This is a genomic window from Rhizobium sp. S163, from assembly GCF_030380805.1.
GTDB lineage: Bacteria > Pseudomonadota > Alphaproteobacteria > Rhizobiales > Rhizobiaceae > Rhizobium.
On record NZ_JAUDSA010000012.1, the window covers coordinates 558,527 to 576,054 of the forward strand.

The following is a 17,528-nucleotide window of genomic DNA, read 5'->3' on the forward strand; positions in this document are numbered from 1 at the left end:
GGGCGGCAGGATGAACGTTCAAAAAAGCAACCTCATCTTCGCCTGGATCCTTCTCCTTCCGGCAGTCCTCTATGTTGCGGTCATCGTCGCTTACCCGCTCGTCGATACGTTCATTCTGTCCTTCACCGATGCGTCGCTCAGAAAAGTGACCAATTGGGTGGGCTGGGCGAACTATGAGAAGATCTTCAACGCGACCTTCGCAGACGTGATCGTCCGCACCTTCATCTGGACCTTCTTCTCGGTCTCGCTGAAGATGATCATTGGCACCTTCGGCGCATCGCTGCTGAACAGCGCGGTGCCCGGTCGCTCACTGTTTCGTCTGCTGACCATGCCGCCATGGGTGGTGCCGATGGCGATCGGCATCTTCATGTGGGGCTGGATGTATAACGGCCAGTTCGGGATGATCTCGGGCATACTGCAGCGCATCGGCTTCGTGGACGGCCCGGTGGCCTTTCTCGCCTATGGCAACACGGCATTCTGGGCAACGATCATCACCGACGTGTGGATCGGCGTGCCGATGGTCACCATCTATTTCCTGGCAGCCATCCAGTCGATCCCGAAGGATCTCTACGAGGCGGCCTGGACGGATGGCGCGGGGCGTTTCTATCGCTTCCGCCGCATCACCTTGCCGCTGATGGTGCCGTCGATCATCACAATGTCGATGCTATCGCTCATTGCCACGTTCAACTCCTTCGATATCATCTGGATCCTGACACAGGGCGGCCCCAGCGGACAGACCACGACGATGATCATCGATACCTACCAGACGGCCATCGGCTCGAAGAAATATGGTGAGGGTGCGGCCCGCGCGGTGCTGATCTGCATCTTCCTCTCGGCATTCTGCTTTGCCTATTTCCGTGTCACCCGTCGGCTCAACCCGGAGAAGCGCGCATGAAGAACGCGGCCATGATCGATCGCTACAGCTGGTGGGAAATCCTGCTGATCTACCTTGGTGTCTTGGTGTTCCTCACCTTCGTGCTGGCGCCCTTCGTCGAAGGCTTCCTGGTGTCGCTGAAGCCGCTCAGCCAGCTATTCTCGTCGCCGTACCGCTTTTGGCCGGAGAACGGCTCGTTCGAGGCCTATCGCACCATGTGGATCAGCGTTCCGGGCTTCGGGCGCTATATCTTCAACTCATTCTTCATCTCGATTATCGTCACCGTGATCGTGCTGGCGCTCGTCATCCCGGCCTCCTACGCCTTCGCGAAGTTCGAATTTCGCGGCATGGGCCTGCTGCTTGGCGCGTTCCTGACGGTCAACATGTTCTCTGGCGCCGTGCTGCTCATTCCGCTTTTCCGACTGATGCGCACGCTCGGCGTGCTCAACACCTATTTCGCGATGATCGTGCCTGGCGTGGCGTTCCTCATTCCTTCGGCGATCTGGCTGCTGCGGACCTACATGATCCGCATCCCGCAGGAGCTGAACGAGGCCGCCTATATGGATGGAGCCAGTCACTTCTATACGTTGCGCCGCGTGATCCTGCCGATTGCCATGCCGGGGATCATCGTCGTCGCCATCACCACTTTCATCGGCGCCTACGCGCAGCAATTCATCTTCGCGCTGACCTTCAACTCGAAGACCGAATACATGCCGTTGCCGGTGGGGCTCTTTGCTTACTTCGGTAAGCAGGAGGTTATCTGGAACGAGCTGATGGCAGCCTCCTTCGTCGGCATTCTGCCCGCGATGGTCATCATCTTCTTCCTGCAACGATATCTCGTCGGCGGTCTGACTGCCGGTGCGGTAAAACAATAACAAGTGAACAGCTAACTAACGGGAGTATTGACGTGAGCATCGCTTTCAAAACTAGCCTTATGGCACTGGCCTTGCTCGGCTCGACGGCGCTTGGCGCCATGACGGCCGAAGCTGCCGACAAGGAAATCAGCTGGATCTATTGCGGCGACAAGATCGACCCGATCCACGAGAAGTACATCAAGGAATGGGAAGGCAAGAATCCCGGCTGGAAGGTTGCGCCTGAAGTCGTTGGCTGGGCACAGTGCCAGGACAAGGCAACCACGCTCGCCGCCGCCGGCACGCCAGTCGCGATGGCTTACGTCGGCTCGCGCACGCTCAAGGAATTCGCCCAGAACGACCTGATCGTTCCGGTTCCAATGACCGACGACGAGAAGAAGGGTTACTACCCGCATATCGTCGACACGGTAACCTTCGAGGGCAACCAGTGGGGCGTGCCGATCGCATTCTCCACCAAGGCGCTCTACTGGAACAAGGATCTGTTCAAGCAGGCCGGCCTCGACCCCGAGAAGCCACCGACAACCTGGGCTGAAGAAATCGCTGCTGCAAAGACCATCAAGGAAAAGACGGGCATCCCGGGCTACGGCCTGTCCGCCAAGACCTTCGACAACACTATGCACCAGTTCATGCACTGGGTTTACACCAACAACGCGACCGTCATCGACGCCGATGGCAAGATCACGCTGGATAGCCCCGGTGTTCTGGCCGCTCTCCAGGCCTACAAGGACATCACGCCTTACTCCGAAGAAGGCCCGACCGCTTACGAGCAGAACGAAGTTCGTGCAATCTTCCTCGACGGCAAGGTCGGCATGATCCAGGCGGGTTCCGGCGCTGCCGCCCGCCTCAAGGACACGAAGATCAACTGGGGTGTGACGACGCTGCCGCTCGGTCCGGACGCCAAGGGCCCAGGCACGCTGCTCATCACCGACAGCCTGGCGATCTTCAAGGGTTCTGGTGTCGAGGACAAGGCGATCGAGTTCGCCAAGTACATCACCTCTCCCGAGCCGCAGGGCGAATACGAACTCCAGGGCGGCGCTGGCCTTACACCTCTGCGTCCGTCGGCAAAGGTCGATGAATTCATCAAGGCCGATGCTTCCTGGAAGCCGTTCATCGACGGTATCGCCTATGGTGGTCCCGAGCCGCTCTTCACCGATTACAAGGGTTTCCAGAACTCCATGATCGAAATGGTCCAGTCCGTCGTGACAGGCAAGGCCGAACCGGCTGACGCCATCAAGAAGGCCGCTGGCGAGATCGAAGCGTTCAAGTAAGCCTTTGTTGGGGATCGCGGGCGCGCAACACCCGCGATCCCTTCGCTATCGAGAGTAAGCGCCGCGCGTGGCGGTGACCGGAGACAGGTTTTGGGACAGTTATTTCTCAACAAGGTTCAGAAATTTTACGGCGACTTCGAGGTTCTGAAGAGCGTTCAGCTCGAGGTGAACAATGGCGAGTTCGTCGTGTTCGTCGGCCCCTCCGGCTGCGGCAAATCCACATTGCTTCGCATGATCGCCGGCCTGGACGCGACGTCGGCGGGTGACATCGTGATCGATGGCCTGAGGGTCAACGATCTGCCGCCGGTCAAGCGCGGCATCGCGATGGTGTTCCAGTCCTACGCGCTCTATCCGCATATGAGCGTTTTCGAGAATATTGCCTTTCCGCTGCGCGTCGAAAAGATGGAAGAGGAAAAGCTCAAGGCCAAGGTCGAAAACGCGGCCCGCATCCTGCACCTCGACCAGCGCCTGCAGCAGAAGCCGGGCATGCTCTCCGGTGGTCAGCGCCAGCGCGTGGCGATCGGCCGCGCGATCGTGCGCGAGCCGAAGATCTTCCTGTTCGACGAGCCGCTCTCCAACCTCGACGCCGCGCTGCGCTCCGACATGCGCATCGAGCTTGCGAAACTGCACCGCCAGCTCAAGGCGACGATGATCTACGTCACCCACGACCAGGTCGAGGCGATGACGATGGCGGACCGCATCGTGGTGCTCAACGCCGGCGAGATCGCTCAGACGGGGGCCCCGCTCGAGCTCTACCACAAGCCTGCCAACATCTTCGTGGCCGGGTTCATCGGCAATCCGAAGATGAACTTCCTGCCGGTCACCTGCACCGCCGTAGGCGACAAGAGCGTGACCGTAGAATACAAGGGCCAGTCGCTCACCGTGCCGGTCACGCCGCGCGAAGGCGTCGTCGGCCAGACGCTGACCCTGGGCGTACGCCCCGAGCATATCCAGCTTGCATCCGGCGATATCTCGCTCACCATCACGCCAAGCGTCATCGAGCGTCTCGGCGCGCAGACTGTCGCTTACGCAGCGCTAAATGGTGAGGGCGAGAACTTCTGCGCCACGCTGTCAGGCAGCGTCGGCGTGCGACCGGAGCAACCGATGCTCGTCGGCATCAATGCGGTGGATTGCCACCTCTTCGATGAATCTGGAATCGCGTTCGAACGCCATGTGGCGTTGACCGATATCGATCTCAATCTGCTGAACCCGACTGCGCTCGCCTGATCGCGAGCGCAGTCGCGCCATCAGCGATCGAGGAAATTGTAGAATAACGCGTTGGCCGGGTACGAGTAGGAGCCCCTGTCGACGATTCCGTGGCGGTACATACAATTGCGCAGTGCCGTCACGTGCCACAGGCTGTTCACGTCGGTCGAGCCGCGGCGAAACGCTTCCTGCTCGCAATAGGGATAGGTGTGATCGAAGCGGGCCAGAGTGGTCGGATCGGAATCGACACGGACACCGGAATAGGTCTGCCATTGCGACGGCGCCTGCGCGGCTGAAATGCACGCCAGGCTCCCTGCGACTCCCAATGCAATCAAAGCTCTCATGAATGATCTCCCATGACGTCGCCGGAATACTGGCGCATCAATAAGATGCGCCGGATATGGCAAACTTCAAGGAGGACTATCCAACGGCGTTACCGGCCTGTGAACGGCCGCCAACCCGATGCTGCGACTACCAGACAAGCCCGCGAGCGGCGACGTCCTCGATGCGGGTGACGACGCCGTCGCGATGGAAGACCATGGTGTCAAAGAGGTTCGAGACCACGCAGGTGTGGTTCGGGATGATCAGAAGCTTGTCGCCGATCTGCGGCCGAGCCCCCTCGCATTTCGAGAGGTCGATCACGCCGTGCTCTTCCGAGAGACCGGTGATCGACGCCTGCGGATAGCCGACCACCTGGCCATAATCCGTGAAGCCGAGCAGGTCGGAGGTCAGTGCTTTCGAGCCCGCATCGATAACGGCGCGATCCCCCGTCGGGCGGGAAACGACAGTGACGAGAATATGCATGGCGCAGTCGTCCACTGTGCAATGTCCGGCGCGGACCATGGAGCGGTCATTATAGATGTAGGTGCCGGCCCGGTGTTCTGTGGCGGCGGGAACCAGATGGGCATCGAACAGGCTCGGCGAGCCGCCATTGCTGACGATAGGGCAGGCGATGCCTTCGGCCTCAAGCAAGCTCAGCGTTTGCGCAAGAAAGGCCTGGACCTCGGTGGCGGCGCCCGGCTTCGGATAATTCAGCAGCCCGCCAAAGGTGAGGCCCGCTGCAGCGTCGATGTGCTTGGCGAGCGCCACGGCTTGCGCGGGCTTCTGCACGCCGCAGCGCCCAGCGCCGGTATCGCACTCGACCAGCACCACAAGCGGCTTGCGCGCAGCAAAATAGGTAGCCAGACCGTCGACGGTGTAGGCGCTATCCGCGACCACCTTCAGCCCGGATATCCGCTCGTTCAGCGCCGCGAGACGCTCGAGTTTCGCGCTGCCGATGATGTTGAAGGTGATGAGGATGTCCACGAAGCCCGCGTCGGCGAAAACTTCGGCCTCGGTGACCTTTTGGCAATTGATGCCCTTGGCGCCCGCCGCCACCTGCTGGGCAGCCAGCGCTGGGATCTTGTGCGTCTTGATGTGCGGACGAAAGTCGATGCCGTGCGCGTCCATGTAGGCCTGCGTGCGGGCGATATTGGCCGTCATCCGGTCTTCGTCGATAATCGGCCGAGGTGTCGAGAGTTCCGCGACCTTGTCGCCGGGCTTGGCGACGACGGCAAATGGGCTGTTGTGCATCTGAGGCTACTCCATGTTAAGCGCCGTGGGGATCGGCAATCATGGGCCAGATATCCTTGCGCGCCCGCCGATACGGCGTCTTCGCCGGATTGTTAGGATAAGGCGTGCCGGCAGCGCAATAGATGATTTCGGACGCTATCTTCGAGAATGAGGCGTAGAAGTGGTTCGTCGACTTGATGACGAGGATCTTCTTCTGCCTCGGATCGATGCCCATGACCGAGAACAGGCTCGGATCGAAGCTTTGAGCACGCGTCGAGTTCAAAATGATATCGATTCCATCGAGCACGATGTGTGCCGCATCGCCGAAGGGCGCGAAGCTTTCGCCAAAGCGCATCTCGGCATTCGGCACTATTTTTATGACCTTGACCAGACCGTCGATCGGGTTGCCGGTGCCCGGCGCGGACTTGGCACCGAAGCGCAACGGAATCTCAGCGCCTTCGCCGGCCGCCATGCATATCTGCACGGCCATCGGGTCCCAGATCGTGCCGATCGCCACATCGGTGACGCCGCGCGCCAGGAGTTCGCCCAGCACCACTGTCGCGTCGCCGGCTGTTCCGCCGCCGGGGTTGTCCCACATATCGGCGATCACGACGGGCCATGCGGTCGCCGCCAGCGCCTGCGACACAGCCTCTTTCTCGTCGATCTGCGGCATCATGAAGGTGCCGCGTTTCGAAAAGAGTTCCATGCCCAGTTCGCGCGCCAGCGCATCGCCCTTGGCCTTGCGGTCATTGGTGACGACCAGCAGCTTGGTGCCCATCTCAGGTACGTCGCCGGCCATGAAGCCGTGGACCACGGAGATGGAGAGAACGTCGGGGTCGTCTTTCTCGATCTGCATGATCTTGTCGACGAAGGAGCGCATCGGATCGCGCGAGGTCGGAAACACGTCGATCATCTGGCAATCGAAGACGGACATGTCCGGTTTTACACGGCCCTCCAGCGTGTCGACGGCGATGCGCCACAGATCCTCGGCACGATCGACAAAGTCCGTGTGCGGGAACTCCTTGAAGTAGACGAAAGCATTGGCGGCGGCGAAACGCTTGGCCGTCAGATGGCTGTGCGGATCGAGCTCGGCGAAAACGGGAATATCGGGCCCGACAATTTCGCGAATGCGCGTCAGCGTATCGCCTTCCGTATCCTCGTAACCGGCGGCGACCATGGCGCCATGCAGGCCGAGCACGACGGCATCGACGGGCATCGCCGCGCGAAGTTGTCCGAGGATTTCGTCGCGCAGGCCTTCATAGGTCGCGCGGTTGACGAGACCGGCCGGATCCGCCCAGGTCGCGGTGCCCTCGATCAGCGTCCAGCCCTTCTCCGTGCAGACGCGCCGGCCGACGGTGATCGGCGCGGAGCAGAGCGTCGGCGTTTCGGGATGTTCGCCCGGCGGCGCATAGAGCGACGCCTCGAAAGCGCGCCGATCGACGCAAATGGGGGAGAAGGTATTGGTCTCGGTTGCGAGAGCCGCCGTGAAAATCCGCAATGTATCGGCCCTTGTGTTGATCAACCCATCGGGTTCGGAAGATAGCCGGTGAAACCGGAGATCTTCCAACGCCCCTCGTGCAGGCGGCAGTAATAAAGGGTCTGCCACTGCATGATGTCGCGGTTGCCGTCGGTCTTGGCGATGCCACCGTCGAACTTCTTGCGTACCAGCGCCATCTCGCCCTCAATCTCGATATCCTCGAGCGTGGTCGTGGTGAAAATGGCGGTGCGGGTGTCTTCTGCAAAGGATTGCGTCGAAAAATCCTTGGCCTGGCGAACCCATTCGTCGCGATAGGCGGCAAGCGTCGGGAAGGCGAGGCGCCACTTGTCGGGGCTCACTTCCTTGCGACCGTCAATGCCGATGAAGCCGTCCTCGACGAAATCGTGCTCGACCATCGACCAATCGGCGGCCAGGAAAGCGTCGATATCGCGGTGAACGAGCATCTCCCAGATTGAGTGCCGGGCAATGTCGGAGGCGGGGAAGGGGTTCTTGAAAGGATCGCGCATGGTGTTCCCGATTGAAATTCTTTTCATGAATGACGTTTTTCTCTGGCCAAATTCCGCTTAATATGGTCACTTGTCAACTTATCACGAAAATAATTTGCAAGGATCGGTCAATGTCCATCAAGCGTTATGGCACTGTTCAGACCGGCGCAGGCGGAAAGCCGCTGCCGTTTGCCCGTGCGGTCGAAGCCGACGGCTGGCTCTATGTGTCGGGCCAGGTCGCCATGGAAAATGGCGAGATCATCGACGGCAATATCGTCGCGCAGACGCACAAGACGATCCAGAACGTGATCGCGATCCTTGAAGAGGCCGGCTACGGCCTTGAGCATGTTGTGCGCTGCGGCGTGTGGCTCGACGATCCCCGCGATTTCTGGACCTTCAACGGCATCTACCAACAGTATTTCGGCGAGCATCCGCCGGCACGCGCCTGTGTGCAATCGTCGATGATGGTCGATTGCAAGGTCGAAATCGATTGCGTCGCGTATAAAGCGAAAGACAAATAGCGCGATAGACCTAAGGGAGCCGGGCGTGGATATTTTCTCGACATTGCAGGAAGAGAAGGCCCGGCTTTCGCCGTCGGAAACCCGTATCGCGGATATTCTGCTCAACGACTTTGAATTCGCCGTCAACGCCTCGATCATCGAGCTGGCGGAGAAGGCGGATGTCTCGCCGCCGACGGTAACCCGCTTCTGTCGCCGTGTCGGCTGCGAAAGCTTTTCCGATTTCAAGGTTCAGCTTGCGCGCACGGCCTATGTCGGGATGCGCTATCTCAGGCCCGAGCCGAAGAGCCGCGATCCCGGTGACGTCGCCCAGGACATCATCACCAAGGCGCAAAATGCGTTGTTTCTGCTGCATCGCTCGCTTGACCTTGCCGCCATCGAGCAGGCCGCAGAGAAGATCGCCAAGGCCGGGATGATCTATGCCTTCGGCTCGGGCGGCAATTCGTCGATGATTGCCAGCGAGCTGCAGAACCGCCTTTTTCGTTTCGGCCTACATGTGACCGCGAGCTCCGATCACGGCATGCAGCTGATGCTGGCGGCAGCGGCGAAGTCGACGCATGTCATCGTCGGCTCGTCGTTTTCGGGTCGCAACACCGAACTGGTCCGCTCCTTCACGCTCGCCCGCGAGACCGGCGTCACGACCATCGCCCTGACGCAGGCCGATAGCCTCGTCGCCAAGGCCGCGGACATCGTCATCCCGATCGATCTTGCCGAAGGCAACAACATCTTCCGGCCGACCTCGACGCGCATCGCCTATCTGGCCGCTGTCGACATCCTGGCCAGTCTCGTCGCCTACAACATCCCGCAGGCGGCGGTCACCCTTCGACGCATCAAACAACAACTCGTTGCCCACCGTGACGGCGATGACCGTCAGCTGCTCGGGGACTGAGGATTTCATGTCAGGAAAGGACTTGAAATGACAAAATCGGTAGCGATCGTGACCGGCGCTGCGGGCGATATCGGCCGTGCCATCGCCAACCGGCTCGCGGATGACCACGACGTCGTCCTGCTTGTCGACATTGACGGCGCCGCCGCCGAAAAGGCCGCGCGTGCGCTGGGTTCGGCTGAGCGCTTCGTCGCCGTCAGCTGCGATGTGACTTGCGAGCATAGCGTTGCCGAAATGGCGAAGACCGCCGCGTCGCTCGGTGCGCTGAAGACGCTGGTCAACAATGCGGGTGCCGCGCGCGCCGTCAGCCTGCAGTCGACGAAGCCGGAGGATTGGCGCGCAGATAATGCGCTCAACCTCGAAGCGCCGTTCCTCTGCTTCAGCGCCGTCGCCGATCTCCTGAAGGTGACGCAGGGCTCGGTGGTCAACATCGCCTCCGTCAACGGCATGCACGTCTTCGGCCATCCGGCCTATAGTGCCGCCAAGGCCGGCCTTTTGCATTTCACCAAGCTGGTCGCCGTCGAATACGGCAAGTTCGGCATCCGTTCGAACGCGATTGCGCCGGGCACGGTGCGCACGCAGGCCTGGGAAGCCCGCGCCGCCGCCAATCCCAATGTCTTCGAGGAAGCCCGCCGCTGGTATCCGCTGCAGCGCGTCGTCGATCCGAAAGACGTCGCCAATGCGGTCGGCTTCCTGGCAAGCGCGCAGGCCAATGGCATCACCGGTGTTTGCCTGCCCGTCGATTGCGGCCTTACCGCGGGCCAAGCGGAGCTTGCCCGCACCTTCTCCCAATCCGCTGACTACTGATCAAAAAAAGAATACTGAGAGGAACAGTTATGGACACGGCCCCTTATCGTCTGGAGAGCTGCTGGCAGCCGGACGGCGGTCCAAATGGTCGCTTCACCTTTACCCTTTTCAATCTGTCGGATGCGCCGCTTACGGATTTCAAGATCGTCTATACGTCGCTGACACGGGTGATTGACAAGAAGGCTTGCGAGAACGCGACCTTCCTGCGCCGCAACGCCAATTTCCACGAGTTCGCGCCACCAACAGGCCTTTCCATCGCGCCGGGTGTAGGCTGGACCTTTACCGTGAGCGGTCTGCACCGCCCGGCCAAGCACTGCACCGATGGCGCCAAGTCGGCCTACGTGACGCTTGCCGATGGCAGCCACGTCGCGGTCGCCGTGTCCGATCTCCTCCTGGAGGGCCGCGTCAGCGAGCCGCCGCCGGTGCTGCTGCCGCAAGGCAAGCTCGACCTGCCTTTCGCGCTCCAGCCGTGGCCGGCCGAAATCGACGCCAAGCCCGGCGATGGCTTTCCAGTCGTGCTCTATCCCGCGGCCGGCGCTTCCTCGGATGATCTGCGCGCCATGTCCACGGTCACCTCGCTGGTACGTCGCCTCTTCGAAAGCGCGCATGCCCCGTTCAATCTGCAGCCGTCGCCGCAGGGCCGCGCGCTGCGTTTCGCCGCCGATGCCGCGATTCCTGCCGAGGGCTACAAGCTCACCTTCTCGGCCGACGAAATCACGCTTGCCTATGCGGACGCCGCCGGTCGCCAGTATGGCCTGACGTCGCTTGCGCAGCTGCTCGAGGGCGCGCGCAGCCGCCCCGGTACATTCCGTTTCCCGATCTCGGGCACCATCGTCGACAAGCCGCGCTATAGCTGGCGCGGCTGCCATCTCGACGTCTCGCGACAGTTCTATCCGGCAGCCGATATCAAGCGGCTTGTCGACATTCTGGCATGGCTGAAACTCAATATCTTCCATTGGCACCTGACCGATGACGAAGCCTGGCGCCTGGAGATCAAGGCCTATCCGGAGCTCACGACCACTGGCGTGCTGCGCGGACCGGACGCACCGCTTCTGCCGCAGCTCGGCAATGGCGCGGAGCCGGTCGGCGGTTTCTATTCGCAGAACGATGTCCGCGAGATCGTCGCGCAAGCACTGGCGTTGAGCGTCGAGGTCGTTCCCGAGATCGATATCCCTGGCCACAGCACGGCGACGCTCGTGGCGCTGCCGGAGCTGACCGACGGACAGGAAGCACCGGACAGCTATCACTCGGTTCAGGGCTATCCGAACAACGCGCTGAACCCGGCCATTCCGTTGACCTACACCTTCCTCGAAAAGGTGCTTGACGAGATGGTCGAGCTCTTCCCGTCGAAGTATCTGCATATTGGCGGCGACGAGGTAGCGAACGGTTCCTGGCTGGCGTCGCCGCTTGCCAAGAAACTGATGGAGCAGGAAGGCATCGAGGGCACCTTCGCGCTGCAATCCTACTTCCTGAAGCGCGTCAAGGAGATGCTGACGGCGCGAGGGCGCAAGCTTGCGGGCTGGAACGAGGTCGCCCATGGCGGCGGCGTCGCGGCCAAGGATACGCTGCTGATGGCCTGGGAGAACCCGCAGGTTGGCATCGAGCTCGCCAAGGAAGGCTACGAGGTGGTCATGACCCCCGGCCAGGCCTATTATCTTGATATGGTGCAGGCCGAGGCCTTCCAGGAACCCGGCGCCAGCTGGGCGGGCACGGTGCCGCCGGCCCACACCTATGGTTATGAAGCCGAAGGCGATTTCCCCGAAGAGCTGAAGGACAGGATGAAGGGCGTTCAGGCCTGCATCTGGTCCGAGCACTTCCTGTCGCGCGGCTATTTCAACCGTCTCGTCTTCCCGCGCCTGCCGGCCATTGCCGAGGCCGCCTGGACACCGAAGGCGAAGAAGAACTGGGATCGCTTCTCGGCCATCGTGCCGCTGAGCCCGAAACTTTAAGGAGCTGACGATGCGGATCGCTGTTGGCGGAATTCATACGGAGTGCAGCACCTATTCGCCGGTGCTGATGGCCGTCGAGGATTTTCGCGTCCTCAAGGGTGCGGACCTTCTGGGGGCCGAGTATTTCAACTTTCTGAAGGCCGATGGCATCGAGCACCTGCCGCTTCTGCATGCGCGCGCCGTGCCTGGAGGCCCGGTCTCACGCGCCGCCTACGAAGCCTTCAAGAGCGAGTTCCTCGCCCTTCTGAAGGCGGCCTCGCCGGTCGATGGGCTCTATCTCGCCATGCATGGCGCGATGAATGTAGAGGGCATGGACGACGCCGAGGGCGATTGGATCTCGGCTGCTCGCGCGGTTGTCGGGCCCGATGTCGTCGTCGCGGCGAGCTATGACCTGCATGGCAATGTCAGCCAGAAGATCATCGATCAGCTCGATATCTTCGCCGGCTACAGGACCGCGCCGCATATCGATGTGCGCGAGACCATGGTGCGGGCGTGGTCGATGCTGGTCGATGCCTTGAAGAGCGGCACGCGTCCCGGCGTTGCCTGGGCTCCGGTGCCGGTTCTCTGGCCTGGCGAGCGCACATCGACGGAAGACCAGCCGGCGAAGGCGCTTTATGAGGCGCTGCCGGTCTTCGACCAGCGCGCCGGCGTTCTCGATGCCAACCTGATGGTCGGCTATGTCTGGGCCGACGAGCCGCGCGCGACCGCCTGCGCGGTCATCACCGCGACCAGCAAGGGTGCCGCGGCCAAGGCTGCGGAAGAGATCGCACTCTCCTATTGGAACGCACGCGAGGAATTCCGCTTCGGTCCCGTCACCGGGCCGTTGGCGGAGATGCTCGATATCGCTGAGAAGGCCGAGACGTCGCCCGTGATCCTCGCCGACTCCGCCGACAACCCGACGGGTGGCGGCGTCGGTGATCGTGCCGACGTGCTGAACGCGCTGATTACGCGTGGCTTTGCCGGCGCGCTGATCGCGGGGATTACGGATCGTCCCGCCGTCGAGGCATGCTTTGCCGCCGGCAAGGGCGCCACGCTCGCGGTGACCATCGGTGGTAGCCTCGATGGATCGAGCACGCCGGCCAAGGTGCAGGCGGAGGTCTTGCTGGTCTCCGATACCGGCGTGGCAGCCGAGCGCCAGGCGGTCGTGCGCATCGGCGGGATCACCGTCGTGCTCGCCGCGCGCCGCCGGCCGTATCACAACATCGCCGATTTCACCCTGCTCGGGCTTGATCCGAAGGCCGTCCGCCTTCTGGTCGTCAAATCCGGCTACCTCTCACCGGAACTCGCGCCGATCGCCAATCCGAACCTGATGGCGCTGACACAGGGCGTGGTGAACCAGGATATCGAGGGGCTCACCAGTAACCGCCGCGCGCGACCTGCATTCCCCTTCGATCGCGATTTCAGCTACATCCCGCAAGCGCGCTTCTCGGCGCGATGGACCGATTGATAGAAAATAACTGACAGCCTGGCGGTCTCGGTTTTATACCAGACCCGCCAGGCCGCGTTCGCCCAAGACGGCGTCCGCCGCCACCGCCACGAATTCGAACATGACCCGCTTCCTTCCCGCCGTCTTCCGCGACCCGACCATCCGGGTAAGCATGCTCGCCCTCTTTATGTTCGGCGTCGCGAGTGCCGCCACCTCTCCCTATCAATCCGTCGTCGGCATCCGCGAACTGGGCTTGAGCAACGGGCTCTACTCCGCGCTGATTTTCTCGGCCGCTGCCGTCAACGTTACCGTCAGCATCCTGCTCGGCAATCTGGCGGACCGGCTTGGCGAATATCGCACCATGATGCTGGCGACCGCGCTTTTCGGCGTGCTCGGCTATGGTGCGATCTACACTCTGCCGCATCAGGCGACCTTCGTGGTCAGCGCACTGCTGCTCCTGCCGGTCTATGGCTCGCTGAATTCGCTGCTCTTCGGCAATGTCCGCCGAAGGACAACCGGCATGTCGCGCGATGACGTCGCCAGGGTCAATTCCGGTGTGCGCGCGATGATGTCTCTATCGTGGGTCTTGGTGCCCGGCCTGACCGGCGTGTTGCTCGCCCGGTCGCCGAGCATGCTGCCGGCCTATCTGTTTGCCGGCATCGCCTGCGCCGCCTGCTTTGGCCTCATCGCCATCTTCCTGCCACGCCAGACGGGGACCGACAAGGCCGCTAGCCGCCATCTCTCCTATCTGGCGGCGCTCGGCGAGGTCGTTTCGCCGCCGGTGCTCGTCCGGGTCATCGCCATCGCGCTGATCAGCTCCACGCTGCATGTCAACGGCGCCATCCTGCCGCTGATCGTCACCGGCGCCGCGCATGGGACGGTCGCCGACCTCGGCGTCCTCATCGGCATCGTCGCCTTCCTCGAAGTCGTCTTCATCATCGTGTGGGGTCGGGCGCAGAGGATCATGAGCCACGTGACGGCGCTCGCGATTGGCGCGAGCATTTATGTCGTCTATCTCACGCTGCTCGGCTTCGCGTCAACGCCCTGGCATGTCTACGCGCTCACCTTGATCAGCGGCATTGGGGCGGCTGCGCTGATCAGCATCCCGATCACCTATCTGCAGGACCTTATCGCGGAGCGACCGGGATTGGGCAGCGCGCTCATTTCCGTCAACATCTTCATCAGCGCCGGCCTCAGCGCATTGCTCTTTGCCATTGGTACCGCGGTCAGCAGCTATTCCGGCACGGCCTTCATCGGCGCGCTTGCCGGTGTGATCGGGCTGGCGATGCTCCTGTATTTCGACCGGCTAAGGCGTCGTTGAGCACTGCTGGTAGCGTAATGTTGAACTGACGAGGGAAAACGGTCGTGTAGTATTGCAACTGAGACGGATGGATGGAGGATCAATCATGAATCGGCTGACCGCGAAGGACTTCCCCCAGGAACTGCTTGAACTCTACGATTATTACGCGCATGGCAGGATCACCAAGCGTGAGTTCCTCGACCGGGCGAGCAAGTTCGCCGTCGGCGGCCTGACCGCCGCTGCAATTCTATCCTCGATGAGCCCGAACTATGCGCTGGCGACGCAGGTGGAGTTCACTGACCCTGATATCATCGCTGAATACATCACCTATCCCTCGCCCAACGGAAATGGCGACGTGCGCGGCTATCTCGTTCGGCCGGCGAAGGCCGACGGGAAGGTGCCGGGCGTTGTTGTCGTGCATGAAAACCGGGGGCTCAACCCCTATATCGAAGACGTTGCGCGCCGCGTTGCCAAGGCCGGCTTCATTGCGCTGGCCCCTGATGGCCTGACGTCGGTTGGTGGCTATCCGGGGAATGATGAGAAGGGCCGCGAACTGCAGCAGACGGTCGATCAGCAGAAGCTGATGAACGACTTCTTTGCCGCGATCGAGTTTCTGATGAAGAGCGACCTGACCACAGGCAAGGTCGGCATTACCGGCTTCTGCTACGGTGGCGGCGTCGCCAATGCCGCAGCCGTTGCCTATCCGGAACTTGGTGCCGCCGTGCCGTTTTACGGCCGTCAGCCAACTGCCGACAGCGTCGCGCGCATCAAGGCGCCGCTGCTTCTCCACTACGCCGAACTCGACAAGGGCATCACCGACGGCTGGCCGGCCTATGAGGCGGCGCTCAAGGCGGACAAGAAAGTCTACGAGGCCTATGTCTATCCCGGTGTGAACCACGGCTTTCACAACGACTCGACCCCGCGCTACGACGAAGCCGCCGCCAAGCTCGCCTGGGAACGGACTGTGGCCTGGTTCAAGAAATATCTGGTCTAGGCGCTGCCAAAGAGGCTTCCGACCACCCATACTGGCGGTCGGAGCGTAGTGCATCCGATCAGTAGCCGACCAACAGGTTCTGTCCGAAATCCGGCTGAACGCCCAGTATCGGCCCGACCCGCTTGACGATATCGGCCACCATCGGTGCTGCGGTTTGGGCGGCGAAGTTGAGGTTTTGCAAGCCCGTCAGCGGTTGATCGACGAATGACAAAACCACGTATCGCGGGTTTTGCATCGGGAAACCCGCGAGGAAAGAGTTGAAGCTCAGCTTGTGTGAATAGACGCCGTGGATAACCTTGTTGGCCGTCCCGGTCTTGCCGCCGACATGGAAGCCGGGGACATCGGCGGTTCGCCCTGTGCCCTGCTCGCCGTTCAGCTTGAAGAGATATCGGATGGTGTCGCTGGTGCTCTTCTTGACGACGGCTTGCTCGGTCTTCGCAGCCTCTTCGCGCGTGCGCGGCAGGAAGGTCGGCTCGATCAGTTCGCCGCCATCCAGAAGAGCCGCGCCGGCGACTGCCGTCTGCATCGGCGTCGTGGCAACGCCGTGGCCGAAGGCGGCGGTGAGGGAGTTGATCTTCTTCCAGACCCTCGGCTGGCTCGGCGCTTTTACTTCCGGCAGCTCCGTCTGCATCTTCGAGAGCAGGCCGAAGCGGGTCAGATAGTCTTTCTGAATATCCATGCCGACGACATCCATCATCTTGGCGGTGCCGACGTTTGACGAGTAACGGAAGATTTCGGGGATCGACAACACGCGCCGCGGCACGTCGCGGTCGTCGTGGATCGTGAAGCCGCCGTAATGGAGAGGTGTGCTGGCGTCGAACGTATCGGACAGCTTGATCTTCCCAGTGTCGATCGCCATTGCGATCGAGAAGGTCTTGAAGACGGAGCCCATCTCGTCGGTACCATTCGACATCCGGTTGAGCCAGCCTTTGTCGCCATCTGCTTGCGGATCGTTCGGATCGAAGTCCGGCGCCGAAGCCATGGCGAGCACCTCGCCGGTGTAGATATCAAGGATAACGGCTCCGGCCGATTGCGCCTGATACCGGCCGATCGCATCGGCCACCACGTCGTGCACGGCGTTCTGCGCGCGGATATCGATGGAGAGCTTCACCGGTTCCAGGCTGCCGGCGATTGTGAGGCCCGTCGAGGCGAGTGCGGAGAGGCCCTGGTCGTCGAGATATTTCTCCATGCCGCTGACGCCGTGATTGTCGATATCGACATAGCCGAGGATATGCGCGGCGGTGCGGCCGCCCGGATAGAAGCGCTTTACTTCGGGGCGGAAGCCGATGGCGGGAATGCCGAGCTTCAGCACTTCGCTCTGCTGCTTGGGGCTCAGCTGGCGCTTCAGCCAAGCGAAGTGCGAATGACGGTTGGAGAGTTTTTGAAATGTCGAGCGCTTGTCGAGATCGGGAAAAACGGTGGCGAGCTTTTCGACGGCATCATCGACGTCGACGATCTTGATCGGTTCGGCGAACATCGACACGGTGCGGATATCGGTCGCAAGCAGCTCTCCGTTGCGATCCAGGATATCGGGGCGCGATGCGACCGACGAAGGCTTGGGCAGGATGGCGGAGGTGGAGTTGTCGCCGTGCACGCCGTAATAGATGAGCTTGCCGCCGATGACGCCGTAGGCAAGCACAAGCACGGTGCCCAATATCGCCAGGCGCGATCTCGGCGTGGGCGCCTTACGGCGTGGCTTTACCAGGCGCTTGCCACCATCGCGAGAGCCGAATTCCAGGCTGACGAGCCGCCCGCTTCTGGATGCTAGAGTTTGAAGAATGGACATCGGATCCAGCTTGCCAGATAGCGCGCATACGAATTGTTAGTACGCATCAGCTAGCGCCGAGATCGTTAATGCGGTGTTAACGAATTGCCTCGGCTTGGCTCATTTCAC

At 61.6% G+C, this 17,528-nt stretch carries 16 protein-coding genes; 11 read left to right on the plus strand and 5 right to left on the minus strand.

All coding sequences use genetic code 11. The features are described from left to right. Nucleotides 1-10: 10 nt before the first annotated feature. The 4 genes from QTL96_RS12280 (at nt 11) to ugpC (ending at nt 4,241) form a co-directional block, all read left to right on the plus strand. Complete coding sequence (locus QTL96_RS12280; protein WP_289727848.1) at nt 11-895, plus strand: sugar ABC transporter permease; 885 nt, start codon at nt 11-13, stop codon at nt 893-895. Then, nucleotides 892-1,749 carry a carbohydrate ABC transporter permease gene (locus QTL96_RS12285; protein ID WP_018896582.1) on the plus strand — a complete coding sequence of 286 codons (858 nt, stop codon included), beginning with the start codon at nt 892-894 and terminating at the stop codon, nt 1,747-1,749. Before QTL96_RS12280 ends, QTL96_RS12285 begins: the two co-directional genes overlap by 4 nt. Nucleotides 1,750-1,808: 59 nt before the next feature. After that, nucleotides 1,809-3,014: an extracellular solute-binding protein gene (locus QTL96_RS12290; RefSeq protein WP_162705034.1), complete on the plus strand. Its 1,206-nt coding sequence runs from the start codon at nt 1,809-1,811 to the stop codon at nt 3,012-3,014. Between the two features lie 90 nt (nt 3,015-3,104). After that, nucleotides 3,105-4,241 carry a sn-glycerol-3-phosphate ABC transporter ATP-binding protein UgpC gene (ugpC, locus tag QTL96_RS12295; RefSeq protein WP_112943510.1) on the plus strand — a complete coding sequence of 379 codons (1,137 nt, stop codon included), beginning with the start codon at nt 3,105-3,107 and terminating at the stop codon, nt 4,239-4,241. Between the two features lie 20 nt (nt 4,242-4,261). Here the strand turns inward: ugpC and QTL96_RS12300 are convergent, their stop codons facing one another. The 4 genes from QTL96_RS12300 to QTL96_RS12315 form a co-directional block, all read right to left on the minus strand. Beyond that, nucleotides 4,262-4,564, minus strand: a complete 303-nt coding sequence (locus QTL96_RS12300; protein WP_112818818.1) for a hypothetical protein — start codon at nt 4,562-4,564, stop codon at nt 4,262-4,264. A 127-nt stretch (nt 4,565-4,691) separates the two neighbouring features. After that, the gene (locus QTL96_RS12305) at nt 4,692-5,792 is read right to left on the minus strand and encodes a D-TA family PLP-dependent enzyme (RefSeq protein WP_112818817.1); all 1,101 of its coding nucleotides are present in this window, start codon (nt 5,790-5,792) and stop codon (nt 4,692-4,694) included. Between the two features lie 16 nt (nt 5,793-5,808). Further along, a complete protein-coding gene (locus tag QTL96_RS12310) occupies nt 5,809-7,269 on the minus strand; it encodes a M81 family metallopeptidase (protein WP_289727849.1) in 1,461 nt (486 codons plus the stop codon). 20 nt (nt 7,270-7,289) lie between these two features. After that, on the minus strand, nt 7,290-7,775 hold the full coding sequence (locus QTL96_RS12315) for a hypothetical protein (RefSeq protein WP_289727900.1): 486 nt from the start codon (nt 7,773-7,775) through the stop codon (nt 7,290-7,292). A gap of 110 nt (nt 7,776-7,885) precedes the next feature. On the opposite strand from QTL96_RS12315, the gene QTL96_RS12320 reads away from it, so the two are divergent. The 7 genes from QTL96_RS12320 to yghX all read left to right on the plus strand — a co-directional run bounded on the left by QTL96_RS12320 (nt 7,886) and on the right by yghX (nt 15,634). Beyond that, nucleotides 7,886-8,275 (plus strand): Rid family hydrolase, encoded by a 390-nt coding sequence (locus QTL96_RS12320; RefSeq protein WP_112424839.1) that lies wholly within the window; start codon nt 7,886-7,888, stop codon nt 8,273-8,275. A 25-nt stretch (nt 8,276-8,300) separates the two neighbouring features. Further along, complete coding sequence (locus QTL96_RS12325; RefSeq protein WP_112943513.1) at nt 8,301-9,161, plus strand: MurR/RpiR family transcriptional regulator; 861 nt, start codon at nt 8,301-8,303, stop codon at nt 9,159-9,161. 27 nt (nt 9,162-9,188) lie between these two features. Further along, a complete protein-coding gene (locus QTL96_RS12330; RefSeq protein WP_289727850.1) occupies nt 9,189-9,965 on the plus strand; it encodes an SDR family oxidoreductase in 777 nt (258 codons plus the stop codon). A gap of 29 nt (nt 9,966-9,994) precedes the next feature. Next, entirely contained in the window at nt 9,995-11,914 is a 1,920-nt protein-coding gene (locus QTL96_RS12335) for a beta-N-acetylhexosaminidase (RefSeq protein WP_289727851.1), read from the plus strand. Nucleotides 11,915-11,924: 10 nt separating this feature from the next. Further along, nucleotides 11,925-13,361 carry a M81 family metallopeptidase gene (locus QTL96_RS12340; protein ID WP_289727852.1) on the plus strand — a complete coding sequence of 479 codons (1,437 nt, stop codon included), beginning with the start codon at nt 11,925-11,927 and terminating at the stop codon, nt 13,359-13,361. Between the two features lie 10 nt (nt 13,362-13,371). Continuing rightward, the gene (locus QTL96_RS12345) at nt 13,372-14,661 is read left to right on the plus strand and encodes an MFS transporter (RefSeq protein WP_354669131.1); all 1,290 of its coding nucleotides are present in this window, start codon (nt 13,372-13,374) and stop codon (nt 14,659-14,661) included. Between the two features lie 85 nt (nt 14,662-14,746). Beyond that, nucleotides 14,747-15,634, plus strand: a complete 888-nt coding sequence (gene yghX, locus QTL96_RS12350; RefSeq protein WP_289727855.1) for a YghX family hydrolase — start codon at nt 14,747-14,749, stop codon at nt 15,632-15,634. 58 nt (nt 15,635-15,692) lie between these two features. On the opposite strand, the gene QTL96_RS12355 is transcribed toward yghX, so the two are convergent. Next, complete coding sequence (locus QTL96_RS12355) at nt 15,693-17,420, minus strand: penicillin-binding protein 2 (RefSeq protein WP_112973054.1); 1,728 nt, start codon at nt 17,418-17,420, stop codon at nt 15,693-15,695. Nucleotides 17,421-17,528 lie beyond the last annotated feature (108 nt).

What these genes read in the sequence shown, in the direction of transcription:
- QTL96_RS12320 (WP_112424839.1), top strand. Translation starts at nt 7,886, where the DNA reads ATGTCCATCAAGCGTTATGGCACTGTTCAGACCGGCGCAGGCGGAAAG.
- QTL96_RS12290 (WP_162705034.1), top strand. Translation starts at nt 1,809, where the DNA reads ATGGCACTGGCCTTGCTCGGCTCGACGGCGCTTGGCGCCATGACGGCC.
- QTL96_RS12315 (WP_289727900.1), bottom strand. Translation starts at nt 7,775, where the DNA reads ATGCGCGATCCTTTCAAGAACCCCTTCCCCGCCTCCGACATTGCCCGG.
- yghX (WP_289727855.1), top strand. Translation starts at nt 14,747, where the DNA reads ATGAATCGGCTGACCGCGAAGGACTTCCCCCAGGAACTGCTTGAACTC.
- QTL96_RS12330 (WP_289727850.1), top strand. Translation starts at nt 9,189, where the DNA reads ATGACAAAATCGGTAGCGATCGTGACCGGCGCTGCGGGCGATATCGGC.
- QTL96_RS12305 (WP_112818817.1), bottom strand. Translation starts at nt 5,792, where the DNA reads ATGCACAACAGCCCATTTGCCGTCGTCGCCAAGCCCGGCGACAAGGTC.
- QTL96_RS12355 (WP_112973054.1), bottom strand. Translation starts at nt 17,420, where the DNA reads ATGTCCATTCTTCAAACTCTAGCATCCAGAAGCGGGCGGCTCGTCAGC.
- QTL96_RS12285 (WP_018896582.1), top strand. Translation starts at nt 892, where the DNA reads ATGAAGAACGCGGCCATGATCGATCGCTACAGCTGGTGGGAAATCCTG.
- QTL96_RS12340 (WP_289727852.1), top strand. Translation starts at nt 11,925, where the DNA reads ATGCGGATCGCTGTTGGCGGAATTCATACGGAGTGCAGCACCTATTCG.
- QTL96_RS12300 (WP_112818818.1), bottom strand. Translation starts at nt 4,564, where the DNA reads ATGAGAGCTTTGATTGCATTGGGAGTCGCAGGGAGCCTGGCGTGCATT.
- QTL96_RS12335 (WP_289727851.1), top strand. Translation starts at nt 9,995, where the DNA reads ATGGACACGGCCCCTTATCGTCTGGAGAGCTGCTGGCAGCCGGACGGC.
- QTL96_RS12280 (WP_289727848.1), top strand. Translation starts at nt 11, where the DNA reads ATGAACGTTCAAAAAAGCAACCTCATCTTCGCCTGGATCCTTCTCCTT.